An 18,605-nucleotide genomic window follows, 5' to 3' on the forward strand; every position below is an offset into this window, starting at 1 on the left:
TAGGGCGTGTCCTCATTTGAAGAATTGGTTTTAAATACTTAAAATCCTCCTTTGAGTTATTTTTATTTCTATATTTTCAATGGCACGTACTCTTCTTACCGATGATATCTGGCAGCAAATTCAAGATACTATGCGATTACACGGTTGTTACTGTTCAAAGAATAGTAGAAATATCATGGAAGCGATCTTATGGAAACTTCGTACAGGCGCCACATGGCGTGATATTCCCCAAGAATTTTGTCCTTGGCAAACTGCTTACAATCGTTTTAATCGTTGGGCAAGCAAGGGATTGTGGGATAAATTTTTTTTAGATTACGAGGCATCTTGGATCAGGAATGGGTATTCATTGACGCAAGCTACATACGCGTGCATCAACATGCAAGTGGAGCTCGGCATGGTTTCGAAAGAGCAATTGGACAATCACGCGGTGGACGAACAACAAAAATACATCTTGCAACCGACGCGAATGGATTACCGATTGATTTTAAAATCACTGAGGGTGACGTCCACGACAGTCAAGTTGCAAAACAACTGATTGATACGGTAGACGAGGCAACTTATCTCATTGCTGATAAGGGGTATGATGCTGAGCACATTAGAATATATGCCAAGAACAAGAATATGATTCCCATTATTCCATTGAGATCAAACAGTAAGAGATCGAATAAGGAGTTTGATAAATATCTATATAAATTAAGACATTTAGTTGAAAATGCATTTTCGAGATTAAAACATTTCCGTGCTATTGCAACTCGATTTGATAAACTGGCACGCAATTATAAATCTATGATCCGTATAGCCTGCATATTTATTTGGTGCAAAGCCAAATGAGGACACACCCTAAAACCCCGGCTAGTTGTAACAAACTGTCTAATTTTATTTCTTTTTAAATGAGGTTTCTCGGTGTTTGCGTAGCTTTGTTTGGCCCAGTGGAGTGAGTATGTAAAGCTAACGGCCTATCTCAATTCGTAAAATTATTAGCAATGGTGTCAATCATGAATTCCAAACTCTCTAAAGCATTAGGTTTAGGATTATTCACAAGTGTGATGAGCGTAGCGGCATTTGCCGAGCCACCAGTTCAACCAGGTGAAACACTTGAAAGCTTGTCTAAAGCTAAAATTAGTACCAAGGTGAATGGTCAGGAAGCCTCTTTAGAAAGCTTGGTGAATTCTGGTCAGATCCGTCTGGTCGATCCGCGTGCAGCAGCACCGCAACCAGCCATGCCAAACACACAAGCACCAATGCCCAATGATCCAGCAATGACTCAGGCACCAAATTCAGGTACTGTTTCTCCTCAACCACCTGTCACAGAACCAGGTATGAATGAAGCAGAGGTGCCGGCCAATCTGGTTGAACCAGCCACTGAATCAGAAGTAGAAGCCACCACGTCTATGACGACGCCTCAACCACAACCAGCACTGGAAGAACAACAAGCGGCTGTGACTGAAGCAAACGTCAGCAATGAACAAACTGAAATTGCGGCTCAATCTGACGCAGAGCCAGTACTGATGGAAGAACCTTTGAATGCTGCACCTGAAGTGCCAGCTGCGGTAGAACTTGAGCAATAATCTGAAGCTCATTTATTTATTGTTTCTCCCATAAAAAAACCAGAGTATGCCTCTGGTTTTTTTATGCTTTTTATTTTATTTACATCTGAATCTGGGTGCCCAGCTCGACCACACGGTTGGGTGGAATCTGATAGAAATCACTGACCGGACTGGTATTGCGCTGCATAGAAATAAACAGTTTTTCCCGCCACGGTGCCATACCTTCACCTACAGTATGCATAATCCGTTCACGTGAAATAAAGAAACTGATCTGCATCAGGTCATATTCAAAATCCCATTGCTCATAGGCCTGTTGTAAAGCTTCCGGAATATTCGGCTGATCCTTAAAACCATAATAGATAAACACCCGGTAAAAATGCTCACTCAGTTTTTCCAGTTCAATCCGTTCCTTTCTGTCGACAAAAGGAATATCTCGGGTAATCACCGTGAGCATGATATTGCGTTCATGCAAGACCTTATTGTGCTTAATATTATGCAACATGGCATGCGGGACAATATTTGGTGTACCGGTCAGGAAAATGGCATCACCTGGCACAAACTTGGTGCCTTCCCCCATCGAAATACTTTTAATAAACAGATCAATCGGCAAGGCATCCTGTTCCAGACGATTCAGCACCAAAGCCCGCCCATCTTTCCAGGTCATGAGAATCGTAAACAGTACCGCACCAATTAGAATTGGCACCCAGCCACCCGAAGCAATTTTCAAGGAGGTTGAGGCCACAAAGACTAAATCCAGTGCCAGGAATGGCACAGCAAATAAAGCTACTTTCCAGACCGGCCAACGCCAGAAGCCATAGGCCAGAATCGAGATCAAAATGGTGCCGCAGAGCATGGTCATGGTCACCGCGACGCCATAAGCACTGGCTAGATTGGCACTATTTTCAAACAGTAAAATCAGGATCAGCACCGAGATAAACAGCATCCAGTTAATGAAAGGCAGATAAATCTGACCACGCTCCAATGCAGAGGTATGCTTGACTGACAGGCGCGGCAAATAACGCAGTTGAATGGCCTGATTGACCATAGAAAATACACCAGTAATGACCGCCTGTGAGGCAATCACCGCAGCTGCAGTCGCCAGTCCAATCATAGGGAATAAGGCCCAGTCTGGCAGTAGCATATAGAAAGGATTCGCCAGGGCTTCAGGACTACGCAGCAACAAGGCGCCTTGCCCGGCATAATTCAGCAATAAACATGGCAAGACAATAATGAACCAGGCCAGCCGAATCGGTAGGCGGCCAAAATGCCCCATATCGGCATAAATCGCTTCACCACCGGTCATGGTCAGAATCACTGCCCCCATGGTCAGAAAAGCCACATAAGGCTGATCGACCACAAAATGATAGGCCCAGTAGGGATTCACCATCCAGAGTACAAATGGGGTCTGGATAATGCTCCACAAACCAAAACCTCCAATGGACAAAAACCAGAGCATGGTTAAAGGCCCAAAAAACTTGCCCATAGTGGCTGTGCCGTGTCGCTGAACCATAAACAGTCCGGCCAGAATCCCGATCGACAAAGGCACCAGCCACTGATTGAAAATGGGTGTGGCAATACTCAGGCCTTCAATGGCTGAGAGCACGGAGATTGCCGGGGTAATAATCCCGTCACCGAAAAATAGCGATGCACCGACAAAGCCCAAAGCAATCAGGAATATTTTCTTTTGATCAGAGATTCGTGTGGTACGCAGGTTTAATGCCAACAGTGACATAATCCCGCCTTCGCCGTTGTTATCGGCACGCATGATTACCATGACATATTTAAAGCTGATGGTAAGCATCATGCACCAGAAAATCAGGGACAGGATACCGAGTACAGAAGCTTCGCTAATGGCGAGATGTGCGGTAAGGAAGCATTGGCGCAGTGCATAGAGCGGACTGGTACCAATATCTCCGAAAACGACCCCAAGCGCAGCCAGTGTAATCACCGGGAGAGCTGCCTTTTGTGCAGTGCTTTGCATATATTGTCTTCGTTTTTTAACAAGCATTTTTGCGAATCATAGCACCGCATTAAAAGTTTTTCTGCAAATCAATTGTTTCAGCTTGGCACAGCTGGTTTTTTTCGCTATTATCCTCGGCCTATGGTGAGGTGTCCGAGTGGCTGAAGGAGCACGCCTGGAAAGTGTGTAAACGTTTATAGCGTTTCGAGGGTTCGAATCCCTCTCTCACCGCCAGAATTTAAAAACCCGAATCACATGATTCGGGTTTTTTTATATTTAATTTTATCCATCATCCCATCAGTAAAAAAAATTATCTGCTTAGATCTTAAAATATTATTATCTATCGCCTTAGGCAAAGGCATTGAATTAATACCAGTCCTCGTTCATAAAAATCTTTTGCAACACAACACTTACGCTCAATTCTATTTTTAAAAATCTTCATTTTTCATCAGCCAAAAAACTGATGAATTGTGCAGTTTCTGTACGCCATTCATTTCAGGTTTTTATTTATGTGTTCAAACAAAAAACTGGCACAGAAATAGCTTAATTTTATTGTCATCAAAGCTATGTTATGTTGCTTATAAATCAACTAAAAGGAGAATAAAAACCACAGGATAGAAAGAAATAACCAAGTGAACCGAGCCATTCAAATTTGAAGTTAAAAAATAGATACACTGCTATTCGGAGAGCGAACATGAATAACAGCGCAAACTATGCCAAACAGATTAAAAATGCAAAACGTGGCGGTTATACCCCAACTATTGCCAAGGACATCAATAAACATAAAATTCAAAAAGCCTTGAGACTCATCGAACAGTGGAGAAGCCTCGCTCAAGAACTCAAACCTCAAATGCAGTTTGATATGGCCTTTACTTTAGAGGAATGTGCACAAGAATTAGATCGCATCCTGAAAAACAGATAAACCTTATAACCGACTCATATCCAGAACCAATCCTGTGCTTTCACCCTCGCCCATATCTGCACATATGGGCGATTTCTTTGCGCATAGCCCAAAACAGAACTTTTCATCCATCGGGTCAAAATAAACAAATCCTGCCGAAACAGTTTAAACGGTTATTTTTTGGCTTGCGTGACCAAAAAAAATCTGTAAAATGCACTCCACCATGCCGGCATAGCTCAGTTGGTAGAGCAACTGACTTGTAATCAGTAGGTCCACAGTTCGAATCCGTGTGCCGGCACCATATCTTAGCCTCGCTTTTTAGTGAGGCTTTGATGTTTCTGGGTTTCGGTATTTTCAGCTGAGTCTTCTTGCACTTTCTAGTGCTTCGATTGTGCCGTCACTTGCACATATCTCACGATCCCTTCCTGATATAATTTTCGGCACAGTTTCGCTGTCATCTGAATTTTAAAATGATCCAGTTTTGAGCCTTGAACCTGATCATCTGATGCTTTTGAATTCAAAGTTTTTTGCACGTAATCCGCAAAGCCGGAAAATACCGGCTCGGACAGATCCTGAATCTGAATATTTTTAAATTCAAATCGATCCAGAAAGGCATATAATGCACCCACTGTCATTAAATCTTTTAAATTCACATCAGCAGATTTCAATAAAAACTGATATTTACGCCGTTGTAATGCATTTAAATTTTCCCAACGCTCGGACAAAACCAGATGATGAAAACCAATCCGCGCATTTGAATTTAAAACACTGCGGACCTGCTCCAAGAATACAGGCACAGGGCTGTGATAAGCCGCATCTAGGCATAGCACCACATCAAAACGCTGGGAAAACAGCAATTCTTTTAAACGCAAAAATGACGCCTGATAAATGGCATTCAGTTCTGGCAAATGTTGCTGAATATTAGCCACACAGGCAGCCTGCAGCTCAACCCCGGCCAGATATTGCACCTGATAATGTTGCTGCCAGTGCAGCAAGCTGGCGCCCTGACCGCAGCCCAAATCCAGCAGTTTATCTTTTGAATTTAAATTTACAGTTTGCGCAAGGTGATCGGCCAGCATACGACAGGCAGCCGCATAATCCTGCTGACCGGCTTGCCAATACCCTAAATTGCTCCAGGGCAATTGCGCGTGATCGCCCAACACAGCGGCATCAATTGCATACTTGTGCTGGGGAAGATGCTGACGCAGTGCCTGAAGCCATTGCATGGATTAATAACCCAGTTGCGGAGCAACCTCAACCACAGGTTTTAAACCCTGAAATGGTAAAGGCGCACCAAAGATTTCTGCAATCTTCATCGCTGAGGTCACTGCCGATTCCAGAATCGGCAAACCGTCACATGACCATGAACCGCAGAAGAAGACCTTACGGTTGGCATCCAGATGACGTTGCTGCAATTCCTTATTCAGTGCCACCGTATTAGCATCGACGACTGCACGTGTCAGCATTACCGATTTGATCACTTTCTTCGGATCAATCTCGGTTACCGGACGCCAGGTCTGAAACACGGCCGACTTGCCAACCAAAGAAGGTTCAATCGAGTTAAGCCACACGGTAAATTGCTGACGAGTAAATTTACGGTCCATCATATAGCTGAGTACGGCCCAGTCTTTACGTTTTGGCGGCATTACGCTGGCATCGGTATGAATCACCAGTTCGCCTTGTTCGAATTTGAATTTCTTCAATAATTCAATTTCACTGGCGAATTGTACCGGATCCAGGAACTCCTCAATTTTGGTGGTCGGTGTCGCGACAATCACCCGGTCAAACAGTTTTGAATAACCGGCCGCATTTTCAACTTTGACCTGATCGCCCTGCTCTTGTACCAGTGTAATTGCTGAACCGTCTTCAATCTGAATGCCTTCAATCAGCTTATCGACCAACGCTGGTGTACCGCCTTGCAGACGCAGTAACGCATCGCCATCGGTTAATTGACGCAGAAAAATTAACAACGGTTTAGCTGGCCATTCACCAATGGTTTTCGGATTGCAGGTACAGATGGTATATAGCACCGGCATCACCGCACCGTGCCAGAACACTTCTTCAATCTCGTTACGATTGATAAATTCTGCCAGGCTGATGTCCTGATTTTTCGATTTAAAGAATTTGGTCAATGCAACTTTTAACTGCAACAGGCCTTTGACCAGACGCCAGCCATATTGTTGCAGGCCTTTCCGGTTATTGATGATCGGGATATTGCCAATTCGGCTACGCGATGTGGTCAGCCAGGTTTCAGTTTTATCTTCAAATAACCAGCTGCAGGCCATATAGGTCCGCACCGGATAAGTTTTAATGCCCAGATGTGTGGCTAGACTCAGGGTGTTTTTCCACAGATAGGGGTTCATCACACGTAAAGGTGCGTCAATCAGGCCCCCTTCAAATTCAAGGCTATGACTGTCCATGCCGCGACCTGGAAGTGCTTCAAAAATCGTGATGTGATGCCCTGCGTCCTGGAGAATTCTGGCTGTAGCCAGTCCGGCCATGCCACTACCAATTACTGCGATATCCAAACTGATCATCCGTCATTGAAAAACTACAGAAATTATGTACCATGCGCCAATCAAACAGGTTATTAAAATCTTCCAGAATATATGTTTTTCGTAAAGGCCTTTTTGTTCAATTTCACCTGCTTTTTATTCATTTTTCTGCCTTAGTTAAAATTCCATCAAATCTAAGATTTTATTCATATTTTTATCTAAAAACTTGAAAATTCGCTTTAAAAACAAATAATTTAATTAACCATTTTTATAATCCTTGGTTGACAAATACTTTTTAAATACCTATGATTCGCAGCATAAGAAAACCATAAATTCATCCGGTTCCATTCAGATGCGTTTATGCGAAAATTGTTTAAAACGACAAGAAACTACAGCGCCTTATAAAATAAAAGCCTCTGCGAAAGCAGAGGCTTCTTTGTTTTCAGGCCTAGTCAATCATGCAGCAGGGTATTGCGCTTACTTGATTGCCTCGCATAAGCCGCTTAAAAAGCATAGAGTGCAATTCCTCAATTCTCATTTTGTTCTCAAATAGAAATCAAATGGCATGATGTTTTTGTCTAGAATTCATAAATCTCTAAACTAAAAAAATAAAAAATCCAGCAACTTGTGCTGGATTTTTTGCTTCAAAGAACTAGGTTTGAATTAGATTTTACCCACCAGGTCGATTGATGGAGCAAGTGTTGCTTCACCTTCTTTCCATTTTGCCGGACAAACTTCACCTGGGTGCGCATGTACATATTGTGCAGCTTTCACTTTACGCAGAAGCTCTTGTGCATCACGGCCGATACCACCCGCGTTGATTTCAATGATCTGGATTTTACCTTCTGGATCAATCACGAAAGTACCACGATCTGCCAAACCCTCAGCTTCAATCAGTACTTCGAAGTTTTTAGACAAAGTCCAGGTTGGATCACCAATCAATGGATACTGGATTTTACCAATCACGTCAGAGGTATCATGCCAAGCTTTATGAGTGAAATGAGTATCGGTAGACACGCCATAGATTTCTACACCCATTTTCTGGAATTCAGCATACTGATCAGCAAGATCGCCTAATTCAGTTGGACAAACAAAGGTAAAATCTGCAGGATAGAAAAACACCACTGACCATTTACCTTTCAGGTCTTGCTCAGAAACTTCGATGAACTGACCATTGTGGTAAGCAGTTGCATTGAATGGTTTGATTTCAGTATTGATTAAACTCATGAGATATTTCCTCTAGCTTATTTCTGGGATTGCTTATCTTGTGAAGCTAGAATACGAAAAATTTCAAAATAGGTAAAACCGCAAGTTTTTATAAAAATGATCGCTTTTTTAGATCATCAGTTTCTATCAGTATTGTTCATCTTATTTGTTTTCTCGATGTAGAGCTGTTCTGATCAAAATAAAGCCATGCTTTAACACTTCTTAATATTTTAATAAATCATGGGCTTATACAAACTTAATACCAATCTTCAAGACATAAAAAACCCACCGTATTCAGGTGGGTTTTAATGATGATTTACCTTTTTGACCTACATCTCAAAATGGTAAGTCATCATCTAGATCTGCTGCAGGTGCTGCTGTTGGAGCAGGTGCAGATTTTGGCGCAAAACCACTCGGGTTATTGTTGCCATAACCGCCGCCCTGGTTGTTGTTAAAACCGCCTTGCTGTGGTGCTGAACCATAACCTGATTGCGGGTTATTGCCATAACCGCCCTGGTTGTTGTTCGCCTGATTATTGTTATTAAAGCGTGGCTGGTTAAAGCTGCTCTCGCCCTGATCATTTTGAGGACGGCTAGAGTCTAGCATCTGCATTTGCTCACCACGGATTTCTGTCGTATAGCGTTCCTGACCATTCTGGTCAGTCCACTGACGGGTACGTAATGAACCTTCAATATATACTTTTGAGCCTTTACGAAGATATTGCTGCGCAATTTCACCTAAACGGTTATGCAACACGATACGGTGCCATTCCGTTTGTTCTTTACGTTCACCGGTACTTTTATCTGTCCACGAATCGCTGGTTGCGATCGAGAATTGAGTGAGAGAGCCACCATTTGCAAAAGTTTTGGTTTCCGGATCTTTACCCAAAGTACCCACTAAAATAACTTTATTTACACCACGCATTTGCCGTTTACTTCCTATATATTTCTGTATTTTACTTTATAAGAGTTATGCTTAAATGGCTACCTCTTTACCCAACAAGTGCGTTAATTGTTGTCGCGAAGCATCATCAATCTGCTGTTTATCGACTTTTACATAGGCAACTTGCTGTTCAGACATCACCACGACCTCTTCAATACCACGAATCGCCAAAAGCTGAGAAGTCCATTCGTCAGTTTGTCTGCTTTCCGGCAAACGCAACACCAACGATGACAGATAGCGTGGCTGAGCCAGGCCAAAACTCATCAGCAGCCAGATTATTGCGATCCCTGTCAGGATACTCCAGCCCATCGAGGTATTGTTCAGCAGTAATAATTGTCCGCCAATCATACCGCCAAAGAACGCCCCTAAAAACTGGCTGCTGGCATTCACGCCCATTGCCGTCGCTTTGGACTGGATCGGTGCTGCTTTCGACAACCAGGACGGCAACAGAGCTTCCATCACATTAAAGGCAATGAAGAACAACCCTAAACCAATCAGCAAGACATATTTGGATTCAAAACCAAATGCCATTACCATTAGACCCAGAATAATGCCAGTAATAGCCACCAGAAAAATCGCGCGCATTTTGTGATATTTTTCTGCCAGGATAATACTTGGAAAGGCAAAAAACAGGCTCAGCACCAATAGCGGCAAATACACCCAACCATGACTAGAAAGAGGTAGATCCGCAAATTCGATCAGCTGTGAAGGCACATAGATAAACATGGCGGTGAGCAATAAATGCAGGGTAAAGACGGAGACATGCAGACGATTCAGATCCCCGATTTTGATTACCTGTTTCAACTGTGCCAGATAGCCCTGCTGAAAGTTTTTATGATGCCGCGTGACTTTAGGTACCATCAACAGCATGGCAATCGCCGCCAGGCCCATCACCGTGGTGACCCAGAACAACCCAGAGATACCCACCAGACCCGTCAGCCAAGGCCCCAGACTAAAGGCCACCACAAAAGACAGACCAATACTCATGCCCATCATCGCCATGGCTTTCATCCGGTTTTCTTCACGGGTAACGTCTGCCAGTAGTGCCATCACCACAGCGGATACCGCACCGCCACCGGCGATCGCCCGGCCGATAATCACGCCATAAATGGTGTCCGACATGGCCGCAATCGCACCACCCAGCGCAAATAATAACAGTCCCAAAACCACCAGTGGCTTACGGCTATAACGGTCCGCAATCAAGCTGAATGGAATCTGTAACAGTGCCTGGGTCAGACCATAGACCCCGACCGCCAAACCGATCAGTGCAGGCGTTGCATATTGATATGCCTGCCCTGCCACAGAAAACACCGGGATAATCATAAACAACCCCAGCATGCGCAGTGCAAAAATACTGCTCAGGGCAAAGGTTGAACGACGTTCTAAAGCATTCATCATAAATTATGGCGATTGGGTTAATTAATCTGGAGCCCAGATTATAGGACATTCAGCTCATTAATAAGACATGAATTTTATTTGAAATAAAGATGATGTCGATCTAAAAACAAAAAGCGCAGCCGGAGCTACGCTTTTTGTTCAGGAACAGCGCTTTATTTGTCTAAAGCCGCCTGACGTTTTTTGTATTGAATCGAGGCGAATACTGCCCAGACAATAAAGGCTACACCGATCAGACCGGTCACCACTTCTGGTACATGCAGACCGGTTCCGCTGGCAATCATGATAAAGGCCAGTGCACCGATGGCATAATGCGCACCATGTTCCAGGTAAATATAGGCATCCAATGTGCCCTGCTCAACCAGATAAATCGTCATTGAACGGACAAAGATCGCACCAATTGCCAGACCGAGCATGATGATGACCACGTCTGAGGTAATCGCAAAGGCACCGATCACGCCATCAAAACTGAACGAGGCATCCAGGACTTCTAGATAGAGGAAACCACCAATACCGGCTTTCACTACACCCGTCGGTACGCCATTTTCATCATGACGAATGGCATTGCCTTCTTCATCGACTTCCGGTTCACCACCGAGCATATGGCTCAGGACCTGCACACCGATATAAATCACGATGCCCCAGATTCCGGCCATAGTCACTGCCAGACGCTTGGCTTCATCGACATTGGCTGCCATGATTAACAAAGCCACCAGTGCGATAAATACCGACATCGCCGGCACATTGGCCAGATTGGACAGACGGCGTTCTACGCGTCTAAACCAGTGCGTATCTTTTTCTTCATCCAGGAAGAAGTTCAGGAATACCATCAACAGGAAAGCACCACCAAAAGCAGCAATTTCAGGATGATGTGCCATTAAACGTGCTGAATATTCTTTCGGATCATTCAGGGCCAGACGTACCACTTCCATAAAGCCCAGGTCTGCAGTCACTGCAACAATGACCACCGGGAAGATCAAACGCATCCCAAAAACTGCAATCAGAATACCGACTGTCAGGAACAGCATTTTCCAGAAATGATCCCAACCCCGTAGGACTGAGGCATTAACAACCGCGTTATCAAAGGACAACGACACTTCCATAATCGCTAAAATAGCAGTAATGGTCAGCGCTGTGAGCATGGTTTGCAGGCCTGCGTCCGGACCATGGGTATAACCCCAATACGCAGATAAACCAAGACACACGATCGAAAATGCAATCGAGAAACCAAAATGTTTCAACATACACAACGACCTTGGATAAATTAAATAAATGTATGGCTGCGAGAGAGCAGCAATACGAATAGGAAAAGTTAAGCTAATTATGAAACTTTTAGCGCATAAACCAAAGCACTTCCTGAGCTGTTTTATCTTATTTTCTGTTTTTAAAATTTGCCGATCTTTTAAACAGCCCGATCTTTGCTATAGTGCCGCATGGTTTAACTTGAACTGCGAAGGATTTTCAGCATGAGTTTTTCACAAGAGGTATGGCAACGTAATCTCGGACTTTATCAGAAGACCCTGGCCCTGCCCTTTAATCAGCAACTGGCGCAAGGTACTTTAAGCCGTGAAGCCTTTAGTCATTATGTGATTCAGGATGCGCATTATTTACTGGCCTATGGCCGTGCACTGGCCGTATGTGCCGCCAAGGCTTTTGAAGCGGACGATGTGATCCAGTTTGCCGAGGCAGCCAAAATAGCGATTGTGGTGGAACGTAGCCTGCATGATGGCTTTATGCAAGATTTTGGCATTAGCAAAGAGCAGTTTGAAAATACCCCGCTGACTCTGGCGTGTCATCACTATACCTCTTATCTGACTTCGACCACCTGGTCAGAAAGCTACCCGGTGGTGCTGGCCTCGTTGCTGCCTTGTTTCTGGATTTATGCCGAAGTTGGTAACGATATTGTCGACAACTCTGCGCCGAATAGTCCGTATCAGGCTTGGGTGGACACCTATTCAGGAGAAGAGTTCCACACTGCGGTGCGGAATGTGATTGCGACCGTTGACCGTGTTGCGGCGCGTGTTGATGCCGATACACTAGAAAAAATGCATGCAGCTTATACGCATGCGGCCCGTCTGGAATGGTTGTTCTGGGACAGTGCCTTTGAGCAACGCCAGTGGCCTGGTCTGGATGAATAAGACGGACGAATAAAAAAAGCCCTGTTTACGACAGGGCTTTTTGGTTATAGCCGTTCAAAAAAATTTCTGCTGTCATAAACCGATCATAAAAACGGCTTAGTCTGAAAAAAACAAGGATAGAACGGGCCGGTACGCTAGACCTAGCTATAAGCCCAAAATTGCCGCACAATAATTGAGAATAATTATCAATTAATAAAATCAATCCCGGAAAGAGGCAGATGATATGGACACTTTAGGCACCGAAGCGATTCGGGCTTTTTTTACCCTGCAATGTTGCTGGTTCAACAATGAAGAAATCTATCTGGAACAAGGCTGTCTAGATTGTGGTTCGGCAGCGACTTATCTGATTTACCACACCAACACGTATATCCAGAAACATCTACTGAAATTTATTGAAAAGTATCGCTGTCATCAGGCACGCCGTAACGATTTGCTCGACCTGGATTTTTTCCAAAAAGACTATGAGGACTTTTTGCATATTCTGGAAAATGAAGTGAATTTTTATGCACGTCTGCATCATGATGTGCCACGTGACCGCTGCTTTGAAGAGATTGAATCTATCTTTGAACGCCGCTATGCAGCGGCTTGTTAAGTATTTACCTTGTACATGATGATTGTGAATATTTAAATGATCTGCTGTTGTGTTTCTTAATGTTGTGATGAATTGACCAATCACCGACATAACTTGACGTTTAAAATACTTTTTTTTGCACTTGAACATTTTTCATCCGGTATCATATAAGGGTTTTTGATGAATATTCTAGGATCCTTGCATGAGCCAAAGCCACATCCGTATTCGAGGCGCACGTACCCATAACCTGAAAAATGTGAACCTTGATATACCACGCGACAAGTTTGTGGTGATTACGGGACTGTCTGGTTCAGGTAAGTCCTCGCTTGCCTTTGATACCTTATATGCCGAAGGTCAGCGCCGTTATGTGGAATCGCTGTCTGCCTATGCCCGCCAGTTCCTCTCCCAAATGGAAAAACCGGAAGTCGATTCGATTGAGGGCTTGAGTCCAGCCATCGCCATCGAGCAGAAATCGACCAGTCATAACCCACGCTCTACCGTGGGAACCATTACCGAAATTTACGACTATTTACGTTTACTGTATGCACGTGTCGGTACACCGTTCTGTCCGGAACATGACCTGCCGATGGTGGCACAAACAGTCACTGAAATGGTTGATGCAGTCAAAGCACTGGAAGAAGGCACTGCGCTGTTATTGTTAGCACCGGTCGTGCGCGAACGTAAGGGCGAATATACAGCGCTGTTTGAACAGCTACAAAGTCAGGGTTTTGTCCGCGCCCGAGTGGATGGCGAGATCATGGAAATTGATCCACCACCTGAGCTGGATAAAAAGAAAAAACATACCATTGAAGTGGTGGTCGACCGCTTTAAGGTTCGTGATGATCTGGGTAACCGTATTGCAGAAAGTTTTGAAACCGCGCTACGTCTCGGTGGTGATATCGCGATTTTATCCTGGATGAAGGGCGAGCATAACGATCGTGTGTTTTCAGCCAAACACTCCTGCCCGGAATGTGACCGTGCAGTGGCTGAACTGGAACCACGCCTGTTTTCATTCAACAATCCTTTTGGTGCCTGTCCGGTCTGTGATGGTCTAGGGACCCGCAGCCATTTCAGTGCCGACAAACTGATTCCTAATCCTGAGGTCAGCGTTAGCCAAGGCGCGATTCGTGGTTGGGACCGTCAGCGTCCTTACTATTACAGCATGATCCAGAAAGTCGCCGAGCATTTCGGTTTTTCGCTAGAAACGCCGTGGAATGAACTGGATGCCGATACCAAGAAAAAATTTCTGTACGGCACCGGCAAAGAAAAAATTGATCTGAGCTATATCGATGAGCGTGGTCGTCGCCATAATCGGGTCATTCCTTTTGAAGGAATTTTGCCGCATCTGGAACGTCGTTATCGTGAAACTGAAAGTAATTATGTCCGTGATGATCTGGCGCAATATTTATCCAATGCTGCCTGTGATGCCTGTGATGGTTCACGTCTAAATGAAATTTCGCGTAATGTGAAAATTCTGGACAAGACCATTGCCGATATTACCCGTATGTCGATTGGCGATGCTGAAAGCTATTATCAAGACATTCATCTGGAAGGTGCCCGTGGAGAAATTGCCGACAAGATTTTCAAGGAAATCCGTGAACGTCTGCACTTTCTGGTTTCGGTCGGCCTGAATTATCTCAGCCTGTCCCGTTCTGCCGAAACTTTATCTGGTGGTGAAGCGCAGCGAATCCGTCTGGCCTCACAGATCGGTGCCGGTTTGATGGGCGTCATGTATGTGCTGGATGAGCCGTCAATTGGTCTGCATCAGCGTGATAACGACCGTCTGCTGCAAACCCTGATCCGTCTGCGTGATCTGGGCAATACCGTGCTGGTGGTCGAGCATGATGAAGATGCGATTCGTGCCGCCGATCATATTATTGATATCGGTCCGGGTGCCGGTGTGCATGGTGGGCATGTGATTGCCGAAGGAACGTATGATGAAATTCTGGCCAATCCGGACTCGCTGACCGGAAAATATTTATCCGGAAAATTAAAAATTGAAGTGCCGAAAAAACGTATTCAACCGCCTAAGCCTAAAGAACAGATCAAGCTAATGGGAGCATCCGGGCATAACCTGAAAAAAGTCGATCTGACCATTCCTTTAGGTATTATGACCTGTGTTACCGGGGTGTCCGGTTCAGGTAAATCGACCTTGATTAACCGGACTTTGTTACCTTTGGCGGCGACCCAGCTCAATGGTGCCACCACTTTAACTTCGGAAAAGTTTGAATCGATTGATGGTTTACAGTTCCTCGACAAAGTGGTGGATATTGACCAGAGTCCGATTGGACGTACCCCGCGTTCCAATCCGGCGACTTATACCGGCCTATTTACCCCGATTCGTGAACTGTTTTCACAGACGCAAGAAGCCAAGGCACGCGGTTATGCTGCCGGTCGTTTCTCGTTTAACGTGAAAGGTGGCCGCTGTGAAGCCTGTGAAGGTGATGGCATGATCAAGGTAGCGATGCACTTCCTACCGGATATGTATGTGCCATGTGATGCCTGTCATGGCAAACGCTATAATCGTGAAACGCTGGAAGTAAACTATAAGGGCAAGAATATTTCCGATGTCTTGCAGATGACCGTTGAAGATGCCATGCATTTCTTCGATGCGATTCCGGTGATTCACCGTCGTCTGGAAACATTACATCAGGTCGGTTTGGGCTATATACGTCTGGGTCAGTCTGCGACCACTCTTTCTGGTGGTGAAGCACAGCGTGTCAAACTGGCACGTGAACTGGCCAAACGCGATACTGGTCAAACCCTATATATTCTGGATGAACCGACCACGGGTCTGCATTTCCATGATATTGCCAAACTGCTGGATATCCTGCATCAGCTCCGTGACAAGGGTAATACCATCGTGGTGATTGAGCATAATCTGGACGTAATTAAAACTGCCGACTGGGTGGTGGATTTAGGCCCTGAAGGTGGTTCGGGTGGTGGTATGATTGTTGCGGAAGGTACGCCTGAACAGGTCGTGAAAGTCAAAGCTTCACATACGGGTAAATTCTTGAAGCCGTTGTTGAAATAAAAATCTCCTCCTAGCCTCCTCTTTGATAAAGAGGAGGCATTCCCTCCTTTCGCAAAGGAGGGTTAGGGTGGATTAAAAAAATAAATCTATTCTTAAATTTGTTTGAGGGGGAACAAAATGCGATTTTCTGAAAGATATGGTTATAAGCCCATACGTGACATTATTCAAAAAGAAAGTATAGATGATGCTTTAAAAAATGGTTTGTGGAGTGTTTTTCATAGCTATATTTGGAATCGGATTGAACATGGACATAATCAAAGCTCTTTTACCCGTAATTCAAATATATACTCGTTAGTAGAATCTTATTGGCTTAATCTTTTTAAAAACCCTACAGATACCATCCCTCAATGGACATCTGATTCTTTAAAAATAATTAGAGATTACTTTTTTAATTGTGCATGGCACGAAATTTATAGCTTGATTGAAGAAACAATTGAGCACTACCCCTATCAAAGAGTAAGTGTTAGCGGCAGTGTAAAAATGACCCCCTAATGGCATTTAAAAACTGACCCCCTTGGTTAATATAGCGGTCATTTTGGACTGCTCAACATGTTAACTTTGGAGCAAGCAGTGACAATCCAAATACTTCATCAGCAAGGTAAATCTATTAAAGCTATTACTCGTGAACTGGGGGTGTCCAGAAATACCGTACGTAAATATTTACGGCAAAACACCACACCTCAGTATCAGCGTATACAGCCTAGAATAAGTATCCTTGACCCATATAAACCCTATTTACTCCAACGTGTAAACGCAGCTCATCCTGAATGGATTCCTGCTGTTGTGCTCTACCAGGAAATTTTAGGGTTGGGATATCCAGGAAAGATCAGGATCTTGAGGGAATATCTTGCAACATTAAAACCAGTTGCTAAACCGGAACCGATCATTCGTTTTGAAACCCAACCTGGCCAACAAATGCAGGTGGATTTCACCACGATTCGACGCAACAACACGACTTTGAAAGCGTTTGTCGCAACATTAGGGTATTCCAGAGCGACTTTCGTGAAATTTTATGATCATGAACGTACCGATGCATGGATCGATGGTCTAGAAAATGCATTTCAGTTTTTTGCAGGAGTACCTCAAGAAATCCTGTTTGATAACGCTAAAACGATCATGATTGAACGGGATGCCTATCAGGAGGGGCAGCATAAATGGAACCCCAAACTGCTCGACTGCGCCAAGAAATACAGCTTTCGTCCTCGCGTATGTAAGCCCTACCGTGCACAGACCAAAGGCAAAGTTGAACGCTTTAATGGATACCTCAAATCAAGCTTTATTGTGCCATTGAAAGCAAGCCTGAAGACTTCGGGTTTACTGTTAGATGTTGATGTCGCCAATGCCCACATTGGCCGGTGGCTGCATGAAACCGCCAATCAGCGGTTTCATGCCACCACGCAAGAAAAACCGGCTGTTCGACTGCAACAAGAGCAGCAAAAATTTACGCCATTACCGCAATCAGATACAGGTTCCAGCACTGTACCTGTTGCAGCAGCACAGCATGTCATGCCCTACGAGAGTTTGCAGCATCCCTTATCGGTATATGACCAGTTGCTGGGAGTTTCCTGATGAATCTGCAATACGACCGTATAGAGCAGCTTTGCCAAAAGCTCAATCTGCCTGCCATCGCATCACAATGGTCACATCATGCACAACAAACATTAGGTCAGGATGGAAGTTATGCCGACTTTGTTGAAGCGATCTTGACGCATGAATATGCTGCCAGGCAACAGCGCAGTCAGCAGGTACTGATGAAACTCTCAGGCCTGCCTCAAGTCAAAACCCTGGAAGACTATGATTTTAATTATGCCCTAGGGGCCCCTAAATCACAGGTGATTGAACTGTTCAATCTGAGCTTTATTGCTAGAGCAGAAAATGTGGTGTTTCTGGGGGCTAGCGGAGTAGGAAAAACGCACTTATCTATGGCATTAGGCTATAAGGCCATCATGAACAACATTAAGATCAAGTTCATTACCGCAGCGGATTTAATGCTGCAACTGAGTACAGCCTATCAGCAAGGTAAATTGAAAACCTATATGCAGCGTGCGGTACTGGGACCAAAGTTACTGATTATCGATGAAATTGGTTATTTACCATTTGGACGTGAAGAAGCGAATCTGTTCTTTAACGTGATTGCCAAGCGTTATGAAAAAGGCAGTACGATATTGACGAGTAACTTACCCTTTAGCCAATGGTCTAAGTCATTTGCGGATGATGTCACGTTGACCGCTGCGATGTTAGATCGGCTATTACATCACTGTCATGTGGTACAGATATCGGGTGAGAGTTATCGTTTGAAGGATAAAAAAAGAATTGGGATTCAGCCGCAGGTTGAAACTTAATACGAGATCAAAGGGGTCAATTTTACTTTGCCATTTGTAAGGTAAAAGGGGTCAATTTTAGAATGCCGTTGACA

General features: G+C 44.4%; 16 protein-coding genes and 2 tRNA genes. 11 read left to right on the plus strand and 7 right to left on the minus strand.

Going from position 1 to position 18,605, the window contains the following annotated elements; all coding sequences use genetic code 11:
* Positions 1–79 precede the first annotated feature (79 nt).
* Together ACNPNW_RS04425 and ACNPNW_RS04430 are read left to right on the plus strand one after the other, a co-directional pair.
* Positions 80–831, plus strand: a protein-coding gene (locus tag ACNPNW_RS04425; protein ID WP_448766392.1) for an IS5 family transposase whose coding sequence is annotated in 2 segments (ribosomal slippage) — positions 80–314 and positions 314–831 — 753 coding nt in all. Because the reading frame shifts where the segments join, the coding sequence is not laid out codon by codon here.
* Positions 832–995: 164 nt separating this feature from the next.
* A complete protein-coding gene (locus ACNPNW_RS04430; RefSeq protein WP_448766594.1) occupies positions 996–1,568 on the plus strand; it encodes a hypothetical protein in 573 nt (190 codons plus the stop codon).
* A 79-nt stretch (positions 1,569–1,647) separates the two neighbouring features.
* On the opposite strand, the gene ACNPNW_RS04435 is transcribed toward ACNPNW_RS04430, so the two are convergent.
* Positions 1,648–3,528, minus strand: a complete 1,881-nt coding sequence (locus tag ACNPNW_RS04435) for a potassium transporter Kup (RefSeq protein WP_005250390.1) — start codon at positions 3,526–3,528, stop codon at positions 1,648–1,650.
* Positions 3,529–3,650: 122 nt separating this feature from the next.
* On the opposite strand from ACNPNW_RS04435, the gene ACNPNW_RS04440 reads away from it, so the two are divergent.
* From ACNPNW_RS04440 to ACNPNW_RS04450, 3 genes are all read left to right on the plus strand, one after another.
* A tRNA-Ser gene (locus ACNPNW_RS04440) sits at positions 3,651–3,741 on the plus strand.
* A gap of 460 nt (positions 3,742–4,201) precedes the next feature.
* Entirely contained in the window at positions 4,202–4,429 is a 228-nt protein-coding gene (locus ACNPNW_RS04445; protein ID WP_004647282.1) for a hypothetical protein, read from the plus strand.
* 204 nt (positions 4,430–4,633) lie between these two features.
* Positions 4,634–4,709, plus strand: a tRNA-Thr gene (locus tag ACNPNW_RS04450).
* Between the two features lie 76 nt (positions 4,710–4,785).
* Here ACNPNW_RS04450 and ACNPNW_RS04455 read toward each other — a convergent pair.
* The 6 genes from ACNPNW_RS04455 to ACNPNW_RS04480 form a co-directional block, all read right to left on the minus strand.
* Positions 4,786–5,634, minus strand: coding sequence for an SAM-dependent methyltransferase (locus ACNPNW_RS04455; protein WP_312586269.1), 849 nt, complete (start codon positions 5,632–5,634; stop codon positions 4,786–4,788).
* Positions 5,635–5,637: 3 nt separating this feature from the next.
* The gene (locus ACNPNW_RS04460) at positions 5,638–6,945 is read right to left on the minus strand and encodes an FAD-dependent oxidoreductase (RefSeq protein WP_004647280.1); all 1,308 of its coding nucleotides are present in this window, start codon (positions 6,943–6,945) and stop codon (positions 5,638–5,640) included.
* Positions 6,946–7,566: 621 nt separating this feature from the next.
* Positions 7,567–8,130 carry an alkyl hydroperoxide reductase subunit C gene (gene ahpC / locus ACNPNW_RS04465; RefSeq protein WP_004278673.1) on the minus strand — a complete coding sequence of 188 codons (564 nt, stop codon included), beginning with the start codon at positions 8,128–8,130 and terminating at the stop codon, positions 7,567–7,569.
* A gap of 315 nt (positions 8,131–8,445) precedes the next feature.
* Positions 8,446–9,033, minus strand: a complete 588-nt coding sequence (locus ACNPNW_RS04470; RefSeq protein WP_004281391.1) for a single-stranded DNA-binding protein — start codon at positions 9,031–9,033, stop codon at positions 8,446–8,448.
* Positions 9,034–9,084: 51 nt separating this feature from the next.
* A complete protein-coding gene (locus tag ACNPNW_RS04475; RefSeq protein ID WP_035340698.1) occupies positions 9,085–10,449 on the minus strand; it encodes an MFS transporter in 1,365 nt (454 codons plus the stop codon).
* 152 nt (positions 10,450–10,601) lie between these two features.
* On the minus strand, positions 10,602–11,690 hold the full coding sequence (locus ACNPNW_RS04480) for a DUF475 domain-containing protein (RefSeq protein ID WP_004647275.1): 1,089 nt from the start codon (positions 11,688–11,690) through the stop codon (positions 10,602–10,604).
* Between the two features lie 222 nt (positions 11,691–11,912).
* Here ACNPNW_RS04480 and tenA point away from each other — a divergent pair, with 222 nt between their 5' ends.
* From tenA to istB, 6 genes are all read left to right on the plus strand, one after another.
* Positions 11,913–12,584 carry a thiaminase II gene (tenA, locus tag ACNPNW_RS04485; RefSeq protein ID WP_448766595.1) on the plus strand — a complete coding sequence of 224 codons (672 nt, stop codon included), beginning with the start codon at positions 11,913–11,915 and terminating at the stop codon, positions 12,582–12,584.
* A gap of 223 nt (positions 12,585–12,807) precedes the next feature.
* Positions 12,808–13,176 (plus strand): hypothetical protein, encoded by a 369-nt coding sequence (locus tag ACNPNW_RS04490; RefSeq protein WP_448766596.1) that lies wholly within the window; start codon positions 12,808–12,810, stop codon positions 13,174–13,176.
* 181 nt (positions 13,177–13,357) lie between these two features.
* Complete coding sequence (uvrA, locus tag ACNPNW_RS04495) at positions 13,358–16,189, plus strand: excinuclease ABC subunit UvrA (RefSeq protein WP_253146665.1); 2,832 nt, start codon at positions 13,358–13,360, stop codon at positions 16,187–16,189.
* Between the two features lie 117 nt (positions 16,190–16,306).
* Positions 16,307–16,681, plus strand: a complete 375-nt coding sequence (locus ACNPNW_RS04500; protein ID WP_448766597.1) for an AbiJ-NTD4 domain-containing protein — start codon at positions 16,307–16,309, stop codon at positions 16,679–16,681.
* Between the two features lie 57 nt (positions 16,682–16,738).
* Entirely contained in the window at positions 16,739–17,758 is a 1,020-nt protein-coding gene (gene istA / locus ACNPNW_RS04505) for an IS21-like element ISAba8 family transposase (RefSeq protein WP_448766467.1), read from the plus strand.
* A complete protein-coding gene (istB, locus tag ACNPNW_RS04510) occupies positions 17,758–18,531 on the plus strand; it encodes an IS21-like element ISAba8 family helper ATPase IstB (RefSeq protein ID WP_001053379.1) in 774 nt (257 codons plus the stop codon). Before istA ends, istB begins: the two co-directional genes overlap by 1 nt.
* Positions 18,532–18,605 lie beyond the last annotated feature (74 nt).

The sequence above is a fragment of the Acinetobacter endophylla genome (genome assembly GCF_053543775.1).